General features: G+C 48.9%; 17 protein-coding genes, 1 tRNA gene and 1 pseudogene. 7 read left to right on the forward strand and 12 right to left on the reverse strand.

The genetic code is table 11. The features are described from left to right. Nucleotides 1-221 precede the first annotated feature (221 nt). Together recQ and KJS94_RS13455 are read left to right on the forward strand one after the other, a co-directional pair. Nucleotides 222-2,507, forward strand: a complete 2,286-nt coding sequence (gene recQ, locus KJS94_RS13450; protein WP_214447999.1) for a DNA helicase RecQ — start codon at nucleotides 222-224, stop codon at nucleotides 2,505-2,507. Nucleotides 2,508-2,718: 211 nt separating this feature from the next. Beyond that, nucleotides 2,719-2,791: transfer RNA gene (locus KJS94_RS13455), tRNA-Phe, on the forward strand. A 55-nt stretch (nucleotides 2,792-2,846) separates the two neighbouring features. Here KJS94_RS13455 and KJS94_RS13460 read toward each other — a convergent pair. Then, nucleotides 2,847-4,823, reverse strand: a complete 1,977-nt coding sequence (locus KJS94_RS13460) for a S9 family peptidase (protein ID WP_214448000.1) — start codon at nucleotides 4,821-4,823, stop codon at nucleotides 2,847-2,849. A 309-nt stretch (nucleotides 4,824-5,132) separates the two neighbouring features. Here KJS94_RS13460 and KJS94_RS13465 point away from each other — a divergent pair. Beyond that, nucleotides 5,133-7,271: pseudogene (locus tag KJS94_RS13465) on the forward strand (glycoside hydrolase family 3 C-terminal domain-containing protein); the annotation flags it as partial. 132 nt (nucleotides 7,272-7,403) lie between these two features. After that, on the forward strand, nucleotides 7,404-7,640 hold the full coding sequence (locus KJS94_RS13470; RefSeq protein ID WP_239804368.1) for a fibronectin type III-like domain-contianing protein: 237 nt from the start codon (nucleotides 7,404-7,406) through the stop codon (nucleotides 7,638-7,640). A gap of 24 nt (nucleotides 7,641-7,664) precedes the next feature. On the opposite strand, the gene KJS94_RS13475 is transcribed toward KJS94_RS13470, so the two are convergent. Next, the gene (locus KJS94_RS13475; RefSeq protein WP_214448001.1) at nucleotides 7,665-9,947 is read right to left on the reverse strand and encodes a glycosyl hydrolase family 95 catalytic domain-containing protein; all 2,283 of its coding nucleotides are present in this window, start codon (nucleotides 9,945-9,947) and stop codon (nucleotides 7,665-7,667) included. Between the two features lie 237 nt (nucleotides 9,948-10,184). On the opposite strand from KJS94_RS13475, the gene KJS94_RS13480 reads away from it, so the two are divergent. Together KJS94_RS13480 and KJS94_RS13485 are read left to right on the forward strand one after the other, a co-directional pair. Then, nucleotides 10,185-11,753, forward strand: a complete 1,569-nt coding sequence (locus tag KJS94_RS13480; RefSeq protein ID WP_214448002.1) for a peptide ligase PGM1-related protein — start codon at nucleotides 10,185-10,187, stop codon at nucleotides 11,751-11,753. 195 nt (nucleotides 11,754-11,948) lie between these two features. Then, on the forward strand, nucleotides 11,949-12,539 hold the full coding sequence (locus KJS94_RS13485) for a hypothetical protein (protein WP_214448003.1): 591 nt from the start codon (nucleotides 11,949-11,951) through the stop codon (nucleotides 12,537-12,539). 131 nt (nucleotides 12,540-12,670) lie between these two features. Here the strand turns inward: KJS94_RS13485 and KJS94_RS13490 are convergent, their stop codons facing one another. From KJS94_RS13490 to KJS94_RS13535, 10 genes are all read right to left on the reverse strand, one after another. Further along, nucleotides 12,671-14,089 (reverse strand): MFS transporter, encoded by a 1,419-nt coding sequence (locus KJS94_RS13490; RefSeq protein WP_214448004.1) that lies wholly within the window; start codon nucleotides 14,087-14,089, stop codon nucleotides 12,671-12,673. A 76-nt stretch (nucleotides 14,090-14,165) separates the two neighbouring features. Next, nucleotides 14,166-14,606 (reverse strand): carboxymuconolactone decarboxylase family protein, encoded by a 441-nt coding sequence (locus tag KJS94_RS13495; protein ID WP_214448005.1) that lies wholly within the window; start codon nucleotides 14,604-14,606, stop codon nucleotides 14,166-14,168. Beyond that, the gene (locus KJS94_RS13500) at nucleotides 14,590-15,042 is read right to left on the reverse strand and encodes a DoxX family protein (RefSeq protein WP_239804170.1); all 453 of its coding nucleotides are present in this window, start codon (nucleotides 15,040-15,042) and stop codon (nucleotides 14,590-14,592) included. Before KJS94_RS13500 ends, KJS94_RS13495 begins: the two co-directional genes overlap by 17 nt. A 26-nt stretch (nucleotides 15,043-15,068) precedes the next feature. Then, complete coding sequence (locus tag KJS94_RS13505; RefSeq protein WP_214448006.1) at nucleotides 15,069-15,422, reverse strand: SnoaL-like domain-containing protein; 354 nt, start codon at nucleotides 15,420-15,422, stop codon at nucleotides 15,069-15,071. Nucleotides 15,423-15,512: 90 nt separating this feature from the next. Further along, nucleotides 15,513-16,091: a Crp/Fnr family transcriptional regulator gene (locus tag KJS94_RS13510; protein ID WP_214448007.1), complete on the reverse strand. Its 579-nt coding sequence runs from the start codon at nucleotides 16,089-16,091 to the stop codon at nucleotides 15,513-15,515. 87 nt (nucleotides 16,092-16,178) lie between these two features. Continuing rightward, nucleotides 16,179-17,516 carry a TolC family protein gene (locus tag KJS94_RS13515; RefSeq protein ID WP_214448008.1) on the reverse strand — a complete coding sequence of 446 codons (1,338 nt, stop codon included), beginning with the start codon at nucleotides 17,514-17,516 and terminating at the stop codon, nucleotides 16,179-16,181. Between the two features lie 16 nt (nucleotides 17,517-17,532). Beyond that, nucleotides 17,533-20,628, reverse strand: a complete 3,096-nt coding sequence (locus KJS94_RS13520; protein ID WP_214448009.1) for an efflux RND transporter permease subunit — start codon at nucleotides 20,626-20,628, stop codon at nucleotides 17,533-17,535. A 16-nt stretch (nucleotides 20,629-20,644) separates the two neighbouring features. Next, a complete protein-coding gene (locus KJS94_RS13525) occupies nucleotides 20,645-21,718 on the reverse strand; it encodes an efflux RND transporter periplasmic adaptor subunit (protein ID WP_214448010.1) in 1,074 nt (357 codons plus the stop codon). 116 nt (nucleotides 21,719-21,834) lie between these two features. Next, nucleotides 21,835-22,695, reverse strand: a complete 861-nt coding sequence (locus tag KJS94_RS13530; RefSeq protein WP_214448011.1) for a DMT family transporter — start codon at nucleotides 22,693-22,695, stop codon at nucleotides 21,835-21,837. Nucleotides 22,696-22,741: 46 nt separating this feature from the next. Then, nucleotides 22,742-23,305 carry an AraC family transcriptional regulator gene (locus tag KJS94_RS13535; RefSeq protein WP_214448012.1) on the reverse strand — a complete coding sequence of 188 codons (564 nt, stop codon included), beginning with the start codon at nucleotides 23,303-23,305 and terminating at the stop codon, nucleotides 22,742-22,744. A 118-nt stretch (nucleotides 23,306-23,423) separates the two neighbouring features. On the opposite strand from KJS94_RS13535, the gene KJS94_RS13540 reads away from it, so the two are divergent. Beyond that, on the forward strand, nucleotides 23,424-25,118 hold the full coding sequence (locus KJS94_RS13540; RefSeq protein ID WP_214448013.1) for an amidohydrolase: 1,695 nt from the start codon (nucleotides 23,424-23,426) through the stop codon (nucleotides 25,116-25,118). Nucleotides 25,119-25,122 lie beyond the last annotated feature (4 nt).

A 25,122-nucleotide genomic window follows, 5' to 3' on the forward strand; every position in this document is an offset into this window, starting at 1 on the left:
TCCCTTTTCCGAAAAGGGGCTATATACCTAACCGAAGCGGATAAAATCGCATCATATTAACAATTTCAACCCCCTTTTGGCCCCATTTTTCAGTAACTTCGCCGTCCTTTCTGAAAAAAGCAGGGATTTCCGGAAAAAGGTAAAGGCTCTGGTTCCCTCATATGGCTTTTTTCGTTAACTTATGAGATTACTGATTGCAGTGAGAATGAAAATTACAGCGCATGGCAACGACTACAAGATCCAGGAAAACCGCGGCTTCAGCTCCAAAGGCTAAGAAGACGGCATCCAAATCCACCACATCTACATACAGCTCCGAACAACTGCTGGAAGCCCTGCAGGAGCATTTTGGTTTCAATCAATTCAAGGGCCAGCAGGAAGCAGCGATCCAGTCGCTGCTCAGCGGCAAGGATACCTTTGTAATCATGCCCACCGGTGGCGGTAAGAGCTTGTGTTACCAGTTACCGGCCATGATCAAGGATGGGGTTGCGATCATTGTATCGCCCCTGATCGCCCTGATGAAGAACCAGGTAGACCTGGTGAGGAGTTACAGCAGCAAGGATGATGTGGCCCATTTCCTGAACTCCACCCTTACCAAGAAGGAGATCAGGGAAGTGCACGATGACCTGCTGACCGGCAGGACCAAGATGCTGTATGTGGCACCTGAAACCCTTACCAAGCAAGAGAACCTTGAATTTTTCAGTGACCTGAATATTTCCTTTTTCGCCGTTGACGAGGCCCACTGTATCTCAGAATGGGGACATGATTTCCGCCCGGAATACCGTCGCCTTCGTGAAATGATGGACCAGATCAGCCCGGAAGTGCCGGTGGTTGCCCTTACGGCGACCGCCACCCCCAAAGTGCAGAGTGATATTGTGAAGAACCTGGGCCTTCGCGAACCAAATATCTTTATTTCTTCCTTCAACAGGCATAACCTCTATTACGAGATCCAGCCCAAGATCAAGAAGGAACAGACCATCAAGAGCATTGTAAAATATATTGTCAGCCTGAAGGGAAAGAGCGGTATCATCTATACCCTGAACCGCAAGACCACCGAAGAACTGGCCGATGTGCTGGTGGCCAATGGCATCAAGGCGGTGGCCTACCATGCGGGACTCGACAGCAAACTGAGGGCAGAACGCCAGGATATGTTCCTGAACGAGGATGTCCAGGTGATCGTGGCGACCATCGCATTCGGGATGGGCATCGACAAGCCGGATGTGCGTTTCGTGATCCATTATAATATCCCCAAGAGCATCGAGAACTATTACCAGGAAACAGGTCGTGCCGGTCGTGATGGACTGGAGGGCAACTGTATCCTGTATTATTCCCATAAGGATGTGGCCAAGCTGGAACACCTGATGCGCGACAAGCCCCTGAGCGAGCGCGAAGTGGGCGCCCAACTCATCAATGAGACCGTGGCCTACGCAGAAAGCGGTGTCTGCAGGCGGAAGATCCTGCTGAGCTATTTTGGAGAGGAGTGGACCGATAAGAACTGCGGCAACTGCGATAATTGCAGGAACCCCAAGGAGCAGGTAGAAGCTAAGGAGAATGCCGTGAAGGTGTTGAAGGTGGTGAAGGCCCTGGATGAGCGCTTCGCGACCGATTACGTGGTGAATATCCTGACCGGTAAGCTGACCCCCAATATCAAGATGTTCAGGCACGATGGCCTGGCCGAGTTCGGCATTGGTAAGGATGAGGCCGACCATTACTGGAATTCCCTGGTGAGGCAGCTGCTGTTGGCAGGGTACCTTTCCAAGGATATTGAAGAATATGGGGTGTTGAAGCTGACCAAAAATGGCGAAGCCTTCATGAAGAAGCCCAAGAGCTTCAAGATCATCCTGAACAACCTGTTCGAGGACGCCAATGAGGACGATGACGAAGGCGTAGAGACCGGCGGCGGTTCCGCAACGGCTACGGATGAAAAGCTGTTCGAGATGCTGAAGGAGCTCCGCCAGAAGGAGGCGAAGCGTAAGAGCCTGCCACCATTCGTGATCTTCCTGGAAACCTCCCTGCAGGATATGGCCACCCTCTACCCTACCACGGTGCAGGAGCTGGAGAAATGCCAGGGCGTGAGCAAGGGCAAGGCCATCCGTTATGGTAAGCCATTCGTGGAGCTTATCGCTAAATATGTGGAGGAGAACAATATTGAGAAGCCCGATGAGTTCGTGATGAAGAGCGTGGTGAACAAGAGCGGGCTGAAAGTATACATCATCCAGCAGACCGATAAGAAGATACCGCTGGAGACCATTGCGAAGAACAAGGACCTGAGGCTCGATGCCTTGCTGGAGGAAATGGAGACCATCGCGGCCAGCGGCACCAAGCTGAACCTGGACTATGCCATTGATGAAATGCTGGATGAATATGACCAGGAGGAGATCCTGGAATATTTCAAGGGTTGCGAGACCTCATCCCTGCAGGTAGCCCTGGAGGAACTGGCGGAAAGCAATTATACCTGGGAGCAGCTGAAGATCATGCGCATCAAGTTCCTGGCGCAGTATGGGATGTAATGTTTTGGGCCACGAAGGCACTAAGACGCTAAGTAACACAAAGATCTTTCAAACGCCTTCGTGCTCTTTTGAGCCTTCGTGCCTTCGTGGCAAAGCACGATAACTAAAGGCGATATCAACATTTTTTCCAGAATTTTTTGGCAGGAAAGCATCCTCCGCTTATCTTTGCCACCCATTCGAAACGAATATTCTTCGTTGAAGAAAGGAAGGAGGTGCGGTAGCTCAGTTGGTAGAGCAAAGGACTGAAAATCCTTGTGTCGCCGGTTCGATTCCGGCCCACACCACGAAAAAACCCGGCTAATCTAGCCGGGTTTTTTATTTTGATCTTGTTCAACTTTCTTACTTCAACTTAGCTCCCATCCATTCAAGATTGGTTTGCATGGTCTTCTTCACCATCCTGGGTTCCACCGGGCCATGTGGTTGGCGGGGCAATACCAGTAACCTTACCGGGATATTCCTTCGCTTCAAGGCATTATAGAACATAATGGAGTTGCTTACCGGCACCCGCTGGTCGGCCTCACCGTGTTGCAACAATACCGGGGTTTGTACATGCTGGACATACAGAAGGGGTGAATACTTATCATAGAGGTCCCAGTTCGTCCAGGGGTCGCCGTTAAAGTAAGTGATCAGCAGGCCGGCCACATCATCGGTCAGGTTCTGGTGACGGAGGTCCACTACCGGGGCACCGATGGATGCAACCTTGAAGCGGTTGGTATGGCCCACCACCCAGCTGCTCATGAAACCGCCATAACTCCAGCCCATCACGCCCAGCTTGTCCTTGTCGGCCACGCCCATTTTGATCACGGCATCTATTCCATTCATGAGGTCGATATAATCCTTTCCACCCCAATCGGCGCGGTTGGCCTGGCGGAATGCCGTTCCATACCCTGTAGAACCCCTGGGATTAGGGCGCAGGATGGCAATGCCCTGTTCACTGAAACTGGCTAAGGGATAGGTCCCGGAATTGGCAGCGATACAGGTCTCGGCAAAAACGCCTGCCGGGCCACCATGGATGTTCAGGATCAGCGGTACTTTCTGGCCGGCCTGGTAATTCACCGGGTAGGTGAGCAGGCCTTCGATCTCCAGGCCATCGGCTCCCTTCCATTTGATCAGTTCTGTCCTTCCCAAGGGCTTATTGGCATGTCCCGCATTGATGCTGGTAACTTTTGCTGGCTTGTAGTCATCCAGGGTACTCACATAGAGTTCCGGAAACTTCGAGCTGTTCTGCAGCAAGAAGGATAGATGGGTCCTGCTGTTGTTCAACCTGGCCAGGCTGATATGGTCTTTCTCGCCCTTGCTCCATTCGCTTATGGTTTGGCCGTCCAGACCAAGGAGATAGATACTGGCCCTGGTACGGTTTTCCTCGGACCAGATCAGTGCCTTGCCGTCCTTTGTCCAGCCGAGTATGGCACCGTCCTCATTTGGCGTGGCTTTCAATTTCCAGCTTTTGCCATCAGCCAGGCCATAAACCTGTGCATGCCTGGCGCCGGCCCAATCGTGCGGGTTCTGGGTGCAGTGGTAACTGATGTATTGACCATCGGGACTGAAGCGTGGATTGGTCTCACCGGCCGGGGTGTTGGCAATGGTCTTTATTTCACCGGAAGCAATATTGACCATGGCGATATCGCTGTATATATTGTCATTCACCTTGACAGACTTACCATAACTGTAAACAATAGCCGAACCATCCTTGTTCCAGTCGAATGCATTTACATTGATATTGTCCTTGGTGAGCACTTTCTGGACAAGGCGACCGGTACTGTCCTTCTGGTTCAACCAGACCACAGCCAGTCGGTTTTGCTTCAGTACTTCTTCCATGAAGTACCAATCGTCCTTTGCCTTCTTGCGTTTCTCCTCCTCATCACTTGCCACATCGGCAGTCAGGTAGGCGATCATCTTCCCATCGTAGCTCCAGCTGAAATCACCCACACTGCCTTTCACTTCCGTGATCTTCTCGGCTTCACCTCCGGCCAGTGAAATGATATAAAGATTGCTTTTACCATCCCTTGAAGAAGTAAAGGCAATGGATTGGTTGTCGGGGCTCCATTTGGGGTTGTTATTGCTTTTGTCTCCCCTCGTAAGCTGGAAGGCATTGCTGCCATCGATGGCACTGATCCAGATCTGGTTCACATATTCACTGCGGTCGTCTGTCATCACAGCTTCTCGGATAGTATAGGCGACCCTTTTACCATCGGGCGATACTTCAGCAGCAGAGATGTTCTTGATCTTTAGGAGTTGATCCGGACTCCAGTTGGTCTGTGCGGATACCAATACGGGAATAACCAGGAGCAATAACCAGGTGAGTACAGGTTTCATTAGCGGAAAGTTTTGGGTTGAAGGAATGTGTGGTAGTAAAAAGTGATATTAAATCTACAGATATCTCTTCAATTTTGACCGCAGCGAGTATCCTTGTTACGGTCAATTATCTTCGAAGTATAGTTCACTAAAGAATACCCTTATAGGATGAAGCGGTTTATCATTATTTCCCTTGCATGGTTAGCCCTTTCTTCAGTGGCCGGGGCCCAACAATCATTGCCGTACAAGAACCCGAAACTTCCTGTTGAAGAAAGGGTGAAGGACCTTTTGGCGAGGATGACCCCAGAGGAAAAATTCTGGCAGTTGTTCATGATACCGGGAGACCTGGGTGAGGACCCCGGACAATACCGGCATGGCATCTTTGGCTTCCAGGTAAGCGCCGCTTCCGCCGGCAAGAATGCTTCTGCACAGTTACTGCAGTACAATGCATCAGAGAACGCCTTGTTACTGGCCAGGAAGGTGAATACCATCCAACGCTATTTTGTGGAGCAGACAAGATTGGGTATTCCCATCATGGCCTTTGATGAATGCCTGCACGGACTGGTTCGGCAGGGCGCTACTGCATTTCCGCAGGCCATTGGGTTGGCAGCGAGTTTCGATACCAGTATGATGCGGAAAGTGGCTTCGGCCATAGCTACTGAGACAAAGGCAAGGGGCATCCGTGATGTGCTTTCGCCTGTTGTGAATATTGCCAGTGATGTCCGTTGGGGAAGGACCGAATAGACCTATGGTGAGGATCCCTTCCTGGCAGCAGCCATGGCGGTGGCATTTGTATCGCCCTTTGAACAGATGGGCATCATTACCACCCCCAAGCATTTTGTGGCCAATGTGGGTGATGGCGGAAGGGATAGTTATCCCATTCATTTCAATGAGCGGTACATGGAAGAGATCCACTTCCCTCCTTTCAGGGCAGCCATTGAAAAAGGTGGATCGCGGTCCATCATGACCGCATATAATTCCTATGACGGCAAAGCCAGCACGGCCAATAGCTGGTTATTGATGGATAAACTGAAAAAGGAATGGGGCTTCGGTGGATTCGTGATCTCCGATGCGGGCGCCACCGGTGGAACCCTGGTGCTCCATAATACAGCGAAGGATTATCCGGCATCAGCGGCAGATGCCATTTCCAATGGACTGGACGTGATCTTCCAGACCGATTACCAGCATTACCAATTGTTCCAGCCACCTTTCCTGGATGGGTCTATCTCACAGCAACGAATAGACGATGCGGTGGCAAGGGTCCTGCGTGCCAAGTTTGAACTCGGACTGTTTGAACAGCCATATGTTTCCGAAGAACTGGCCCAGGCCTGGGTGAACAATACCACCCATAAGGCCATTGCAAAGCAAGCTGCATTAAAATCAATCGTGTTGCTTAAGAACGAAAAGCAAGTACTTCCCATCAGTAAGAAGATCCGCTCCATCGCAGTGCTGGGTAAGGATGCGGTAGAGGCCAGGTTGGGAGGCTATAGCGGTCCCGGTAATGGGAAGGTCAGTATACTGGAGGGCATCCGGGAAAAACTGGGTAAGACCGTGCAAGTGAATTATGTGGAAGGAGCCAACAGGAATGAAACCTATTGGGAACCGATCCCTAATAAGTACTTACAAACGGTTTGGAACGGTAAAACCACCCAGGGCCTTACAGGGGAATACTTTTCAGGCCTGAACCCGAGTGGTAAAGCAAGTTTGACACGACTAGACCAATCGGTGAATTTCCATTGGACCTTGTTCTCACCAGACCCCTCCCTCCCAACCGACCACTATTCAGTGAAATGGAGTGGCAAGCTGGTAGCGCCTGTTTCAGGTAAGGTAAAGATTGGACTGGAGGGTAATGATGGGTACAGGTTATACATCAACCAACAACTGGTCGTGGATAATTGGGGCAAGCAGGGATATCATACCCGTCTCGTGGATTATGTATTGGAAAAAGGAAAAGAATATGCCATCCAGGTAGAGTTCTATGAAGCGGCAGCGAATGGCAGGATCAGGCTGGTTTGGGACTATGGTGTTGAAAAGAACCAGGAAGCAAAGATCAGGGACGCGGTTGCGGTAGCAAAGGCATCAGATATAGCGATAGTTGTGGTGGGAATCCATGAGGGGGAGTTCCAGGACAGGGCCATGCTGAACCTTCCCGGCCACCAGGAAGAACTGATAAAGGCTGTGGCTGCCACCGGTAAGCCTGTCGTGGTCGTATTGGTGGGGGGAAGTGCCATCACCATGGGCAATTGGCTGGATAAAGTGGATGGGGTGCTGGACGTTTGGTACCCGGGTGAAGAAGGCGGGCATGCTGTAGCAGCGGTGTTGTTTGGTGACTATAATCCAGCAGGTCGATTGCCGATAACCTTCCCGCAACATGAAGCCCAGTTGCCATTGGTCTATAACCACAAACCAACCGGTCGGGGGGATGATTACCATAACCTCAGCGGACAACCGCTTTTCCCCTTTGGGTCCGGGTTAAGCTATACACAATTTGAATACAGCAATATCCGCTTATCCCGGCAACAGATGGGTGTGAAGGATACAACTTTTGTTAGCTGTACCATCAGGAATACCGGCCGGGTTAAAGGAGAGGAAGTAGTGCAAATGTACATAAAGGATATCCTGGCATCCGTAGCGCGTCCTGTGCAGGAGTTAAGGGGATTCCAGCGGATCGAGCTGGCTCCGGGGGAAAGTAGGACGGTGCAATTTGCCATTACGCCTGAAATGCTGGAAATGCTCGATAAGGACCTTAAGCGTGTGGTCGAGCCCGGTACCTTCAGGATCATGATCGGGTCTTCCAGTCGTGACCTTTGGCAAAAGGCGAACCTTGAAGTGAACTGAGCAAAACTAACGGAGAAGATCATACTAAGTTTTCTTAAGGATGATCTTCCCTCCTGCTTTGCACTGAACAATAAGCAAATTACCTTCCCGCTTTTGGCCGGTCACTTTTTCATTTACGCTGATGGAATAGGACGCTGATGGCATTTTCAACCGGAGGGTATTTTCTTTCTCAGCGAATATCTCAATACTCCTGATCTCGCCGTTTTCTTTGTCCGCACTCACCAGGAAAGCCCCTTCCGCCCTTAAGGTATGGAAGGAAACAGTTTTCCACTCAGCCGGAATAGCCGGCATCACTTCAATATAGCCGGCATGGGACTGCAGCAGCATTTCCTGCAGGCCTGCTGCAAAGGCAAAATTCCCTTCAAGGGTAAAAGGGCGATAGGTGAAACTTGAATAGCCGGATTTGGTCTGGTCGCCATTCAGGTGAAAGCTATTGGGGGAGCAGAAAGCCCTGGCAAAGATCTGCAGAGCATTTAATGCACCTGCTCCATCTTTTGCCCTCGCTTTTAAATTGGCCAGCCAGGAATAGGAGTATCCACACCAGTTCCCTGGACCTATACTATCAAATTGCTGAAGGCTATTCCGAATTATGGTTTGTTCGTTTGCAGAACCATCCCAATTGATCAAGCCCAGCGGGTGGATCGCCATCAGGTTGGAGAAATGGCGATGGGATTCCCTGAAAGGGTAATTGGGGCCTACTATCAGTTCTTTCTTGTTGGAAAGGGCATAATCGGGAAGCTGGTCATGCAATTGTTGCCAGTGGTCGGCTTCATCTGCCAATTCCAGTTCGTTAGCGAGTTCAGCAGCAGCCTTGAAATTGAATTTCATCAGTGATAGGTCATAGTTGGTGGTTTCGAGAAACCAGGCATCCAGGCTATTGTCATTGATCTCGGGACTTGAACTGATGGGCAATTGCCGGCGACCATTGGTGTCAATGATGGTGATGGATTCAAGGAATCGGGCGGTGCCTTTGATCCAGGGATAGGCTGTGGCTTTCAGGAAATCCCTGTCCATGCTATAGCGCCAGTGCAGGTAATAGTGGTGGGAGATCCATGCGGAGACAGTAGGCGATAAAGAATACTGGATCCAGCCTCCCATTTCCGTTCCATCAAGCGTGGTGACACCCGGTACGGCAATACCCTCCTTACCGAAATACAATTTGGTATAGCGCTTAAAGTTCTCCTTGTTCTTCTCGAAGTAATTAAGGTAACCCATGGCTTCCCCTAAATGGTTACCGCTATAAGCTGGCCAATAACTCAGCTGGGTATTCAAGTCATGGTGGAAGTCCCCTTTCCATGGTGGGATCCTTCCATTGTCAGCCGTCCAGATAGCCTGCAAGGAAATGGGCGGTGCATTTTTCCTGGCTGTAGCCCCGAATTTGTATTGTTCCATATACCATTGGTGCTGGACAAGGCTGTCGGGTACCCGTACATCAGATTGCGCCCAGAACCGTGACCACCAATCCCTATGCAGACGACTCGCAGCTTCATATCCCTTCATTAGTTCTTCAGCCAGTCCATTTAATGAAAGATGGAAACCGGAATATACCTCCGGGCTTCTGGTAATGGTCCACACGCCTTCCACTGTCTTCGAATCAACTTCTGTCCATTGAATGCTTACTTCATAGGCAAAATCACCCCACCCTTTTTGGCTATAAACAATCGCATTGTTCTTCCGGGTAATAGTACCCTGGGAATAACCGAGACGGCCAAGGTCATCGCCCCCTACCGGATCGGCAATATTCCTGACCGCTGCCTGGTAAGCGGGAGGCACCAGTTCAAGGGAGAAGGGCTGGTGTAGATTTTCGAAACGAAACCAACCGATAGGCCTGGTAGCATGTACAAAGGTTTTGAGCAGGGTTCCGCTGGACCATTTGACCTGGCTGATAGCAGTGCTGAGATTCAGTTCTGCCTGAACAATATCCCCTAAAGCGGCTGAATTGATTTCAAGTGCCGCACCCGGGATCTTGGTTGGTGCAGGTTCATTATCATAGGGAGCGTCAAAATATTGCTGAACGATCTTGTAATCCTTTTTCAGTACCTGCCGGTACACCCAATCATAGCTGAATTCATTCCTATGTAGTCCTTTCATTGGACGGCTATCCCAAAGGTCTGCCCGGTCAAGGGAAAACCTTAGCTTATCTTCTTTCTGCCAGATTAGCGCTCCCAGCATTCCATTGCCAAGCGGGATGCCTTCATCCCAACGTTTGGGAAAGGGCTGAAAAAGATGCCGTTTGGGCTGGCCTGAAGTGATTTCAGCAAGAAGAAAAAAGAGAAAGATCAATATTGACCGGATGCTGATTGACATATTCCACAAAGTTTTGAAGGGATATAATCCAGGTTATATTAAAGGCTAAAATGAATGTACTTCATTTTGGGGCATCGTTACCTGCCTCAGCTGGATGTAGCGCAATCGATTCCGCTCCCCCTGACCAAGCAGGGCTTGGGTGCCTCGTAGGTTTTATTCAGATAATGGTGGTTCCTGTCTGTACAGGGGTGAATATCGACTTAAATTTTATGTAACTTATGAACAAAGAAAACCACTATGCTCCCCGAATCCCACGCACTCGGCAGGACCTTTACTGCCCCTAAACATTTCCCCGCACCAGGTTCTGAAGAAGAGCAAGCTGTATTCCGGGACATCCAGGCAGGTTTCGGGAAACAATACGAGCATGTCTTCCCCGATAAACTGGCACCTAGGACAGTAGTGATCATCCCTTCCCTGACACTCGATCAGGAGATATTGTCGAAGGTGAAAGGAGCGGTGCATTATGAAGAACGCATGCTTTGCCTGTTGATGTTGCTGCGCATGCCCAATACCAATGTGATCTATGTGACCAGTATGCCGGTGGCGGATAGCATCATCGACTATTACCTTCACCTCTTACCGGGTATAACGGGATCGCATGCGCGAAAAAGACTGACTTTACTGAGTTGTTATGATGCTTCGGTAAAACCACTTACGCAGAAGATCCTCGAACGTCCCCGGCTGATCGAGCGCATCCGCCAATCGGTCCCCGACCCTTCTGTCGCACACCTTACCTGTTACAATATCACGCCATTGGAGAAAACCTTGTCCGTACACTTAGGCGTACCGCTATTCGGGACCGATCCTGAAAAATTATATGAAGGCTCCAAATCTGGTGGAAGGAAATCCTTCCGAGAAGCTGGTGTGTTGCTGCCCGATGGCTATGAGGACCTTCATACCAAGGCAGATATAGCAGCTGCACTGGCTTCTTTAAAAAGAAAGTATCCGGCCATGCGCAAAGCGGTGATCAAGATGAATGATGGCTTCAGCGGAGATGGCAATGCGATGTACAGGTATCCTGATCTGCCGATTGATGACCAACTCGAAGAGCAGCTGGCAGCCAGTCTTTCCCAACAGATGAAGCCCGTAGCGCCCGATGTTTCGGAAGAATTGTTCTTTGAGAAATTCGCTTCCATGGGAGGAATCGTAGAAGAATTCCTGGATGGCGAGATCAAGACCTCACCATCCGTTCAATGCGTGATCAAGCCAACCAGGGAAATAGAAATTGTGAGCACCCATGACCAGGTCCTTGGCGGGGATGATGGCCAGATCTTCATCGGGGCCATATTCCCGGCGGATGAATCCTACAATACCAGCCTGGCGGCCGAGGGCAGGAAGATCGCGGAAGTGTTGGAGAAGAAAGGAGCCCTGGGACGCTTTGCCATTGATTTTATTTCAGTGAAGCAAACGGATGGTTCCTGGAAGCATTATGCCATTGAGATCAATTTGCGTAAGGGTGGGACCACGCATCCCTACCTGATGTTGCAATTCCTGACGGACGGGCATTACAATGCTGAAAAGGGCGAGTATATCACAGCGGGCAAGAACAAACGTTTCTATTTTGCGTCCGATAATGTTAGCAGTGAATGTTATAAGGGCCTGACCCCGGATGACCTGATCGATATCGCCATGTACCACGACCTCATGTACGATGGGGCAGCACAGGAAGGCGTGATGTTCCACCTGGTAGGTGCATTATCAGAGTTTGGAAAGCTGGGATTGGTTTGTGTGGGCAGTTCGCCGGAAAGGGCAAAGGCATTGTACGATAAGACCCTTCAGATACTGGATCATGAATGTACCTTATGAGTCGTTTGAAGGGATGATCAATGGAATGAAGCAGGAATGCTGACCCCTTTCTCAACTTTTCTCATGATAATGTTTGAATAGGACAAAGCCACCACGATCCGGAACCGATGGACCGCTGACTTACCCGAAGTAAACTGCTTAAAGGAAGTATTTCCTTCCTTTCGGGAAAGTATTAGAACCACCAAATCAATAATCATGAAATCACTGACCAAAAAGCTACGCGATACCATGATCGCGGGAATCATCTTTCTTTTACCCATCCTGGTATTGGTTGTCCTGGCCAATAAGGTTTTATTATTCTTCACTGGCCTTACTTCAAGGTTTGCCGCTATGTTCGGATTGAAATCCTTTTTGGGGGTATCTGGTGGGACCATAGCTGGTGCTATCGGTCTGCTGCTGTTTATTTTGTTTTGCGGATACCTGGTAAGGGTTGCCTTTTTCAAACAGATCACCAACTGGGTGGATAATAAGCTTAGTGCGCATATTCCCGGTTATAGTATTTACCGGGAAATGGCCATGTCAAAACTGGTGGAAAAGGAAGAAGTGTTACCATACCAAATGGCTGCACTATTCCCATCCGATGGGAAATTTGTCCCATGCTTTGTAATGGAATCCGGCAATAACGGGGAGGTTGTAGCTTTCTTTCCAAGTGCAGGAAATACCAAAGAAGGAAGCATTCAATTGGTTCCGGGTTCCCTGCTCAGGAAACTACCGGAAACAGATATGCGAAAATTCAGGCAGGCGATTGATAAGAATGGGATTGGTTTGATGGAGGCCATAAAGTAAAGAGATTCCGGAAGAGGAGATTGAGTATGTGCTTTAGCCAGAAGACGGATCCCATAAAAGCCGCCAATAAAAGAGGCTGCATCGGCAACGCGATACAGCCCCTGAATCATAGGAATAAATAGACTACCTTATTATTTGGGCTGCCTGATCTTTAGGATAGCAACCAGGACAGCGATAGCACTAAAACATGCGGCCAGGCCAAATGCGGATTGAAATCCTTCATTCAGGGCAGCTTTTTCCGCCAGGCCATCAGCCAGTGAGGCTTTGGTCACACTTGCTGCAAATACTGCCACTACAGCCAATCCGATTGCCGATCCGATCTGGTAGCTGGTGTTAACGATGCCGGAAGCAAGACCAGTTTCTTCTGGTTTTGCCCCTGACATGGAGGCCATGGTACCCGGAATATAGGCAAGCGACATACCCAGGGCACCCAGGATAGATGCCGGCAATACATTTCCCATATAGGTACCACTGTCCGGTACAAAGCTGAACAGGATCAGTGAAAGCGTCAGGGATACCAGTCCCGCTACCAGGTTGGTCTTGAAGCCAAATTTCCCAACCAGCTTTCCTGTTAATCCAACCATTACGATCATGATGATAATGGTCATGGGCAATAATGCCAATCCGCTTTGGAATGCATTCAGCTGGAGGATCTGCTGCAGGTAGAGGTTAAGGAAGAACCACAAGGGAATCCAGGCCGCAGCCATCAATGCCATTGAAATATTACCGGCCGACAGGTTGGGTGCCTTAAATATGCTAAGGGGAAGGATGGGTGACTGGCTGTTCTTCTGCCTGATGATAAAGACAATGAACAGGCTTATGGATGCTGCCAGGATTCCTATGGTCTGAACGGATATCCATCCTGCAGACTCAGCTGAAACGATGGCATAAACCAGGGTGATCAGGGCCACTGTACTTTGTATGGCGCCTGCCCAGTCGATCTTACCTTCCACCTTTTTGCCCGGCAACAGGTATTGCTTACCCAATGCCAGCACGATCAGGCCAATGGGAATATTTACCAGGAATACCCATCGCCAATCCAGCCACTCTGTAATGACACCACCAAGGAATACACCGGCTGAACCACCAGCTGCGGCTGAAGCACCCCAAAACCCGAAAGCCTTTCCCAGTTCCTTTGGATCAGTGAAGGTGCTCATCAACAGGGTCATGGCTGAAGGGGCGATAAGTGCGGATCCCAAACCCTGCAGTGCCCTTCCGGTGTTTAGCGATGCGGGCGACCAGGCTAAACCGGCAAGTAAAGAGGAAATGGTAAGGATGGCAAATCCCCACAGGAACAGTTTCCTGGCACCGAACAGATCGGAAAGCCTTCCGCCCAATAAGAGTAATCCGCCAAACAGTACCACATATGCATTAAAGATCCATTGCAGGCCACTTTGTGTGTATTGCAATTCTTCCTTAATAGCTGGTAGCGCAACACCGATGATGGAAGTATCCATGATTACCATGAATTGCGCGGTGCATAACAGGGCTAGTGCTGCCCATCTTTTCCCGTAGTAGGCATTAGCTGCCATTGACATTGCTGTGTTCATATGATCTGGTTTTTGAACGAATCTAGCACCAGCAATCAATGACATTATTGTATTTACGCTTCCCTTAATTGTATAATTAAGGCAATGGTTCAAGGTGCACTGAAATGGCCAGCCTGTTCCAGGCATTGATGGTAATGATGGCCATGATCAACTGTGCCAGGTATTGATCACCGAATACATCCCTTGCTTCCTTCAGAAGTTCTTCCCTCTCCCCAGTATGATGGATCAGCGTGATGGATTCCGTAAGGGAAAGGATAAGTTTTTCTTCTTTTGAGAATAGCGTACTGTCTGGCCAAAAAGCAATAGCGTCGAGCCTTTCTTCCGTTTCCCCCAATTTCCTTGCCTGCCCTTTGTGCAATTCAAGACAGAAGGAGCAACCATTGATATGTGAGGCATGTATCCTTAACAGGTCCTTATGGATGGGTGATAAGGAACTTTGCTCCAGGTATCTTTCCATCCTGGCCATGACACCAAATATTTCCGGCGCTACCTGGTCAAGCTTAATTCTTTTGTCCATTGACCAATAATTTATCGATTGAATACTTTCCCCCGCCATTGATCAAGGCGATCAATGCTACTGCGATCACGGCAATATGGTATTCAAAACCTTCCCCTTTTCCACTGTTTCCCCAGTTCATAAAAAAGCCATAAGGGGCATGAACAGTTAGAATGGCGCCGATCATTAAAGCGATCATGATCAGGGACCAGAAGCGGGTGGCAAATCCTGCGATGAGGAATAGGGCACCTATGAATTCAGTGATGATGATAAAGGCACCTAAGATCCAGGGAATCTGTATGGTTTCAGTAAAGAAGGCCATGGTATTGGAAAAACCATAACCACCAAATGAACCAAGCGCTTTTTGCATTCCATGCGGGAGGATCAGTAATCCAACAGTTATCCTTGCGATAAAACCCGTCCAGTTGTCGACTGGTGATAAGATCATTTTCTTCATAAATAAGATTTGAATGGGTGATTGAATTAATTGCCGTAGAAGAATTGTTCCTTGATGATCTTTCCATTCTTCCAGTGCTGCACAGATACCTGGGTATAATTGCGTGCTCCCCATTCCATATGGGTATAGTCATAATGCCATACCACCATGGTAACCCCATCACCAACTGCTACGTACAGGGCGGCAGCTCCCCGGAATTCAACAATGTTGTTAAAGAATTCTATTTCTCTCTGCCTGTTCGCTTCCTTTCCTATTGTAGGTTGCTGTTCGTTTTCCTGCATGATCACATCAATATCATAGTACTTTTCAAATGCCTCCATGGCATTGCCATCCAGCACCATTTGGTTAAGGTCCCTGATCAGGGTTGCTAAGTTTTGCATATAATAAATTTTACATGACAAAGCTAGAAACCGCTATGGACCTGAATCTTAAGGTAGTTTAAGAAATATGGGCTTAACAATAGATTAGGACTATTGCTTCATTTTCCGAAGCAAAGCGCTGAAGAATTCCGGGGTAACACCTATATATGATGCAATCAGTTTTTGGGGCAACCTGTTTACCAATTGAGGGTATTTGCTTAGGAACTGCTGATATTTTTCTTCTGCTGATTTGGAAAGGGTGTCATCAACTCGCTGGATCTGTGCAATCAGTGCGTTCTGGAAAAGTATCCGGAAGAATCGTTCGAATTTTGGGACCTTATCGAAAAGTAATTGCAGGTTTGTTTTACTGATCTGGATTGTGATGCTGTCTTCAATGGCTTCAACATAGAATTTTGTTGGTTGTCCGGTCAGGAAACTGTAAAGGTCTCCTGTCCACCAGTTTTCAGGAGCGAACTGTACAATGTTTTCCTGTCCTTTCTCATTTAACGAGTAGGATTTAAAACAACCCTTCACTACAAAATAATCGTACCGGCAGATATCTCCTTCACGGAGCAGCAATGCTTTCTTTCTAAGTTCCTTCTCCTCTAATAAGGAAAGGAAATAGGCTTGCTCCTCCTCATCCAGCCTGATATGCCTTGCGATATTATTGAGTATGCTGACGGTGTACATTGGTAGGTGCAATTTATATGCTATTTTTTATAACAATAAGGGCCCCGGAATGCATCCGAAGCCCTTTTGTTCTAACAAGGAGGAAAATTATTGCAAGTGCAAGGTCCCGGTTGCTTTCCTCAGCTGCACCTCAGCCAACCTGATCTGGTAGATGGCTTGGATCTTTCCGAGCCTGGCTTTAGTGAGCGATAATTCTGCATCACTGAGTTCGAGCCTGGTGCCGAGTCCGTGGGTGTACCGTTCCTGCATCATATGGTAATTGATCTGTGCCGCTTGTTCATTCTGTTCCTGGATGCCCAGCTGCCGCCATGCTTCCTGTAAATTGGCATTGGCTGCATACAGTTCAGTCTTTACGGAAGACTTCAACTCCTCGATCGATTTTTCTGTTTGACTGACGGCCATTCCCGCCTGCTCCAGCTGGTATTTTTGCCTGTTACCGCTATAGATAGGCATAGAGAACCTGATACCGGCAAAAGAGGTTCGGGGAAAGGAATAATTCCAGAACTTCAGATTATCGGCCTGCGCCTGCAGCTGGTATTGACCTACCAGCCAAAGCTGTGGGGAATATTTTGACTTCACCGCTAGGCCCTGCTCCTTTCTTTGTTCCAGTTGCAATGCCGCGGAGCGGATATCGTTCCTGTTGTTGAGCGCAAAACCCAACAGGCTGTCACCAGGCAGGTCATTGGTTGCCGCTACTGCGTTTTCCAGTTTGTCGGTAAGTTCAATGGTAATACTATCTTCAAGGCCCATCAATTGTTTCAGTTCCAGCTTCATAACATTGGTGGATGTATGCAGGATGGAAATTGAAGACAATATATTCTGGATCATGATATAGTTACTGAGCGTATCTGTCTTCAGGTTCTTGCCTTGTAAGAACAGTGACCTTGAATCTGCCAGGGCTTTCTGGTTGCGTTGCAGGCTTTGGAGCAATAATTTCTCCTGTTCCTGGTTCAGCAGGATGCCCAGGTATTTTTGTGATACGGTTATGGCCAATTGTTCTTCCAGCAATTTGGTTTGCTGGTGGCTCAATTGCTCACGGATTCCTGATTCCCGGATGGCACTTTGGATTCCCTTGTTCAGGATGGGATAAGCTGCACTGATCACTCCATCAAAAGCATGGCGACCATTGTACTTTACATCACCAACCTTCTCGCTTGTATTCTCATTGCGCAGGTAAATGACCGGCAGTTCAGTATACAGTGTATAGGAGCCGTTGAGATTGACAACGGGTAGTAATTGACTCTTGCTTTCCTTAACTGCTAAACCGGATCGCTGGTTCTCCAGGGCTTGTACCTGGAGGTTACGGTTCCCTTTGGCTACGAGTCCAAAGGTTTCGCTAAGGCTTAGCTGTTTTACCTGGGCGGTTGCTTTTTCCTGCAACAGCAACCCGAGTAGGCCTATCGTTATTAATGTTCTACTTTTCATAAAAAAGGTTTTTGTGTTAAGCGATTTCTGCTTCTGCTACCGGATCTTCTTCCACTATCACCCTTTTCTTCTTTGAAGAGGAGAGATAGGAATACACAGCGGGGATAATGAATAGCGTCAGGATACCTGCGAATACGAGTCCGCCCGCAATAACGATACCTAATGACTGACGGCTATTATGCGTAAGCGCAATGGGAATAGCCCCGAAGATCATAGCCAGTGAGGTCATCAGGATTGGCCTGAAACGTTGGATGGCGGCCTGGATAGCAGCTTCGAAACTATTCAAGCCTGAATCCTTCAGGTGATTCGCGAATTCAACGATAAGGATACCGTTCTTGGTAATGAGGCCTACCAATGTGATGATCCCGATCTGGCTGAACACATTCAGGCTTTGGCCGAACCACTGCAAACTGATCAGCGCACCGGTTACCGCCATAGGGACAGTTAACATGATGATCAGCGGATCCCTCAGGCTTTCGAATTGTGCTGCAAGGATCATATAGATCAGTAGGAGTGCCAGTATCAGGGTGAAATTGATATTGCCCTGGCTTTCCTGGTAATCGCGGGATTGACCGGCAAGGGTTGTCTTGAAGTTTTCACCCAGCACTTCCTTCCTTATCCTTTCCATCTCCTGGATACCTTCTGCAAGGCTCACACCAGGTGCCAAGCCTGCTGAAACAGTAGCAGAAGTGTACTGATCGTAGCGGTAGATGGCGGCCGGACTGATGCCCTCTTCGATTTGCACGAGGTTGTCCAGCGAGATCATGTCGCCTTTGGCTGAACGCACATAAACAGAACGGAGATCGCTGATATCATTGCGGTTGCTCCTTTCTACCTGGCCGATCACCTCATATTGCCTGTCGTTGCGCAGGAAGTATCCATAGCGCTGACCCGAGAAGGATAGCTGTAATGCCCTTGCCACTTCCTGGATGGAAACGCCCATCAATGCGGCTTTTTTCCGGTCAATATTGATCTTAAGTTCCGGCTTGTTGATCTTCAGGTCGGCATCCGCAAACATGAGCTTGGGGCTTTGCCTTACAGCGCCGAGGAATTGGGGCAATACGGCACTGATGCTATCGAGTGATGGTGCCTGCAGCACATATTGTACTGGCATACCACCACCATACCTGGTGCCAATGGTTGGTGGCAAATAGGGGAACAAGAGGATATTCCTGAAATTGCCGGAAGCCATTCCGTATTTGTTATAGAGGTCCTGTATGGTTGATTTGCGCTCTTTGGGATCTTTGAGGTAAATGCTCTGAACGGCGAAATTGGTGGGTGCCGGTGCAGGTATGAAGGAAATGGCCACCATGGAATAGGTCTGGTAGAGGCCTTCGGTGGAATCATTCACAAACTTTCCTACCTCGAGCATGTTCTGCTTCATTTTGTCGAACGACACGCCTTCGGGTGCAATAGCGATCAGGCTGAGGTTGCTGCGGTCTTCAACCGGGGCCAACTCTGAAGGAAGCTTACGGCCGATGGTATAGATCAGGCCAGCGGTGAAAGCAAGGAATACCCATGCCACCCAACGGTATTTCATAAAGGCCTTGAGCCATTTGCCGTAGCCGTTGTTAAGGCTTACAAAAAAAGGCTCTGTGGCCCTGTACAGCCAGTTGGGTTTGTCCTGTTTCTTCAAGAGGTAGGCACTCAACATGGGCGACAGGGTAAGGGCAACAAATGCAGATACCATTACTGAACCGGATACGACAATGGCAAACTCCTTGAACAACTGTCCACTGATACCGCCCATGAAAATGATGGGCATGAATACGGCAGCCAGGGTAATGGTGGTGGAGATAACCGCGAAATAGATCTCCTTGGAACCTGCAAAAGCAGCCTGGATAGGACTCATGCCTTCTTCAACCTTCTTATAGATATTCTCAAGGACCACAATGGCGTCATCCACCACCAGTCCGATCGCCAGTACCAGTCCAAGCAGGGTAAGCACATTGATGGAGAACCCTGCGATGTACATGATAAAGAAGGCAGATAGGATGGAAACAGGGATAGCGAGCACCGGAATGATAGTTGATCGCCAGTCGCGCAGGAACAGGAAGATGATGATCACCACCAGTCCAAATGCGATGAAGAGGGTTTCTTCCACTTCCTTGATCGATTCCCTTACCGGTTTGGTATAGTCGAAGCCAACGATCAACCTATAGTCTTTGGGGACTTCTTTCCTGAGGACTTCCAGTCTCCTGTAGAATTCATCAACCACTTCAATGGCATTGGCGCCCCGCTGGATCTGGATGGCCACACCCACGCCAATGGCATTGGCTCCGTCGGTTTCGTTGATGATGGCATTGCGTTCATTCATTTCCCCCAGTTCCGCATAACCGATATCCTTCAGTCGGATCACTGCATTATCGGTCTGCTTGATGATCATTTCATTGAACTCTTCTTGCGTGGAGAGCCTTCCCAGGGTCCTTACACTCAGCTCGTTGTTATTGCCTTCAATTCGACCGGAAGGGAGGTCAATGTTCTCCCTGCTCAAAGCAGTACGGATATCTTCAGGGGTCAATTGGAATGCCGCCAGTTTAACGGGATCGAAACGGAGCCTCATCGCGTACTTGTGTTCACCAACGATGGCAACACGCTGAATGCCGGGGATGGATTGCATCCTGTCCTTGATCACGGTACTGGCCAGGTGGCTGACCTCCTTGATATCCTTGTTATCGCTTTCCACTTCAAGGAAAGCCACGAGGTTGTCGGGTGAAGAAGCTTTTTCCACGATAGGCGGGTCCACGTCAGCTGGTAACTGGTTCTTGGATTTGGCCACTTTGTCGCGGACGTCATTCAAGGCATCTTCCAGGTCAACATCTCGGTTGAACTCGACGGAAATAACACTTACCTGTTCCCTTGATTCAGATGAGATGGTCCTGACACCATTGGCTTCTGCAATGGACTCTTCTAGTGGTTTGGTGATCTTCGATGCGATAACATCAGGACTGGCACCGGGATAGAAAGTGACCACGGAGATCACCGGTGGTTCGGTCATGGGGAACTCCCTGACCCCCAGGTAGCGCCAGCCCACAAGGCCGGCAATGACGATAAGGGCAGAGAATACTGCTGCCAATACCGGTTTCTTGATACTTATTGATGGTAAACTCATTGCTTGTTGTTTTCAATTACTTACTTGATACCACTTGTACTGGTGCTCCGTCACTGGCGCGCATCAGGTTGGAAGTCAGAACGGAATCACCGTTGCTGATACCGGAAAGGATGGTTGCCTCTGTCTGGCTCCTGTTACCAATGGTAACCGGAGTGATCTTGGCCACGCCATTCCTGATCAGGAATACGCTGTATCCATTAGCACTGGGAATGAGCGATTCGGTTGGAATAAGTATGCCCTTTTGATCAGCAGCATTTGTAGAAAAAGATACTTTTACTGACATGCCTGGTTTTAACTGACCGTCTGTATTAGGTGCCACTGCCTGCAGTTCAATGCTCCTGCTATTGGCATTGATACCAGCTTCGGAAGCGATGATCCTTGCCGTTCTTTTCACCTGGTCAACATCCGTTGCAAATTGAACGGTGTTGCCTGTCCTGGCTAGTTTCAGGTATTTTTCACTCACCGCGAAATTGATCTTGGCTGTTGCCTGGTCCTGGAGGGTGACCAGGGGCATGCCGGGACTAACCAATGTTCCCGGGTATACTTTGGTGATGCCAATGCGACCACTGAAAGGAGCCCTGATGGTGGTCTTGGAAAGTTCTACCTGCATTGCCTGCATGGCCGCCTGCAATGACTGGAGCTTTGTGTTGGCCACATCGTATTCTTCCTGCCTTACTGTTTCAGATTGCAGCAGGTTGTATAACCTGCGTTCGTTTATACTGGCAAGGTTCAGGTCTGCCTTGAGCTGCCTGACACGTGCCTGGATATCTGCATCATCCAATTGGTAGAGTACCTGGCCGCTGTTGACAAAGCTTCCATCGGTGAAGTTTACTGAACTGATCTTTTTGGTCAGTTCACTCATGATCATCACTTCCTTATTCGGGAGGATAGTACCGGCAATGGTTTCAGCCTGGTCCAATACTTCTTCCTTCGCAATTTTGATATCTACAGGAAGTGCGGGCGCCGCAGCAGGAGCAGGACTTTGGGCCGCTTCTTTTTTTCCTGCCTCATTGCTCCCGCAAGCAGTTAAGATAATGACCGGCAAGGAGCCCATCAGGACGGCCCTAGCCATGTTGATAAAGGTTTGCATGATTATAAATTTTGAACATCAATGAATGCCCAAAACTAACCCCGCACTGAGGCGGGGTTGTTGCATATAAACCTTGCTTTTATGTATAATTATTCCGATGTAATCCTTTGTGGAAGCTATTTCCTGGCGATGACCATATAGAGTCCACCGAGAATGAAGGCCAGGCTGATAAGGATACCTGCAGTAATGATCTCCTGCAGGAAAATGACGGACCAAACCAGGCTGAAGACCGGTACCAGAAAAGTTACAAGGGTAGCTTTCATGGGACCGGCGCTAGTGATGAGTTGGAAGTAGAGGGTATAGGCAATGGCCGTACAGCCAACAGCGAGAAAAAGTAGGGAATAGGCAACTGTATTGCTGAATGGCACAGTGCCAGCATTTCCTGATAAAACCAGTGGTAACAACAGGATGGCTGCAGCAGTCATTTGTCCGGCTGCTGTTTTTTGAGGGGCTGCACCGCTGAATTTTTTCCTGGTATAGGCTGCGGCAATTGCATAGGAAAGTGCAGCAGCCAGTCCCATAGCCATTGCGAGATATACCATAGCATCAGCTGGTAATGGGTTCCAGCCTACCAGCAGGACAACCCCAATAAAGCCAAGGACCAACCCTGTAACTTTTGCACCACTCAGGCTTTCCTTATTCCAGATGACGCCCACCAGCAGTGCAAACAAGGGTGTGGTGGCATTGATGATGGCTCCCATGGAAGCGTTGAGGTATAGCATGGAATAGGTTATCAATGCAAAGGGCAAAACCAGGTTGAGTATACCCAGGAGGATATACTGCTTCCAGTATTTCCTGAACTCGGGAAGTTTTCCGGAAAAGCCAAATATTATAAGGAGAAGGACTGCAGCGATGATGATGCGGATGCCCACTGTATTGGTAACGCCGATCACCGGTGCAACCATTTTCATGAAGAGGTAGGAACTTCCCCATAAGGCACCAAGTATCAGTAATCTGAAGATATCTACCGTTTTCATGTTGTTTGATTTGTTTGGTGGTTAAAAATTTTCCCCGGCAATAGAATTAAATCATGACTGAATTAGCCTGTTGATTATCCCTGTAAACAGAGGGGTTCATGCCAACAACAGATTTGAATTGCCTGGATAGGTGTGCGACACTGCTATATCCCAGTCTAAAGGCTATGTCAGACAAGCTTTTCCTTTCTTCCAGCAGCATTGACTTGACCCTTTCGATCCGGTATTTGATAATGTATTGCTCCAGTGTGATGCCTTCTATTTCTGAAAAAGCGGCACTTACAATATCGTAATCTTTAAACAATTCCTTTTCCACAAGCGCCGAAAACCTGAATCTGCCCGGAAAGTCGAAATCACCGGAATATACTTTTGCAACCAATTCCTTTATTCCGGAAGAAAGCCGGGTTTTTCTGTCTTCCACCAGTTCAAAACCAAGTTGCTGCAACGCTGAATTTATCCTCGCAAGATCCAGCTCGTCTCCGCATGACCTGACCACCAGCTCACCCAGCCGAAGATGGATGATCTCCAGCTCTAAGCGGCTTACCTGGCTTCGCACTGCATTGATGCACCGGTTACAGGTCATTCCCTTGATGATCAATTGTTGCTCTTGCATAAAGAATAGGCTTTACCTGATGCAAATTTCCTGATTGCTTTAGGAAAACCTGTTATACTATTTTGAGAGAAGTTTGTATGATTTCCATTTTGCTTAACTTTTAGGAACAATTACCAACATGTATCCCTTCCGATTGCTTCCCTTTCTTGCTTTACTATCCTTAGCCTCCTGCAGGTATGCCACCCAACAGGTGAATTATGCAACGGCTATCTACAAGAATGCAAAGGTCTGGACGGGTGACAGCAGTAATCGTTCTGCTTCCGTCATTGCAGTGAAGGATAGCGTGATCATCTATGTGGGCAATAATGCAGATAGCTTGCGGGGGCCTGATACGGAAGTGGTGGATGTTTCAGGCCAGATGATCCTCCCCGGTTTTATTGACAACCACAGCCATTTCATTTCAGGAGGTTACCAGCTGGCCTCTGTGGACCTGAAGCTGGCAAAGAATCCTGCAGACTTTATAACCATTCTGAAGGATTATGCCGCACAGTTAAAGGATGATCGCTGGATCCAGGGTGGTAATTGGGATCATGAGGGGATCGGGGGGAAACTTCCGACAAGGTATTGGATCGACAGCATTAGCGGTAACCATCCGGTTTTTGTATCCCGCTATGATGGCCATATGGCTTTGGCCAATAGTCTTACCCTGAAACTGGCCGGTATCAACAGGAATACGCCGGATCCCCCTGGTGGTGAAATTGTACGCGATCCCAGGACCGGTGAGCCAACAGGGGTATTGAAAGATGCAGCCATGGACCTCGTTTATGCAAAGATCCCGCCCCCATCAGCAAAGGAATTGGAAGAAATGCTGCAGCGGGCAACCGCCCATGCATTAGAGCATGGTATCACACAGGTCCATGATGTCGGCAGCTATGGCGGCTGGACAGACCTTGAAGCCTACCGTCGTGCCAGAACGGCCGGAAGCTTATCCATCAGGATCTATTCCATGGTTCCTGTGAATAGCTGGCGCAGGATGGTTGAATATGTGCGGGAGAATGGAAAGGGTGATGATATGCTTCATTGGGGAGCTTTGAAGGGATTCGTAGATGGTTCGCTAGGTTCTACTACTGCCTGGTTTTATCAGCCCTATCTCGATGAGCTGAAGAAAACGGGGCTGTTACTGGCCGACTCCAATGAGTTAAGGCAGCAGATCCTGTCAGCAGATTCAGCCGGTTTGCAACCTGCGATCCATGCCATAGGCGATAGGGCAATAGACTGGGTATTGGATGTTTTTGCGGAAGCACAAACCAGAAGTGGCAAAAGGGAAAGTCGATTCAGGGTTGAACATAGCCAGCACCTCAGTAAGACAGCGATCGACCGGTTTGCGGCCATGAAAGTGATCCCATCCATGCAGCCCTACCATGCGATTGATGATGGAAGATGGGCCTCTAAACGACTCGATGATGACCGGCTCAAAAGGACCTATGCCTTCAAATCATTGCTGGATGCGGGTGCCCGGGTGACCTTTGGTTCAGACTGGGTGGTGGCGCCGCTCTCACCGATCGAAGGGATCAATGCAGCGGTCAACCGCCAGACCCTGGATGGCAAGCATCCTGGAGGTTGGTATCCGGAACAGCGCATCACAGTTGAACAGGCCCTCCGGTGTTACACGGTAAACAATGCTTATGCTGCTTTCCTGGAGAAAAAGACGGGGATGCTAAAGCCTGGTATGCTGGCAGACTTCGTGGTATTGTCCGATGACCTGCTTACCCTTCCACCTGCTGAGATCCTTACGGTGAAGGTTACGCGAACAATTCTCAATGGCAAATTGGTATATGAGAAGCAGCGCAGTGAAGATCACCATCAACATTAATTCA

Origin of the sequence: Flavihumibacter rivuli (genome assembly GCF_018595685.2) — a bacterium.
GTDB lineage: Bacteria > Bacteroidota > Bacteroidia > Chitinophagales > Chitinophagaceae > Flavihumibacter > Flavihumibacter rivuli.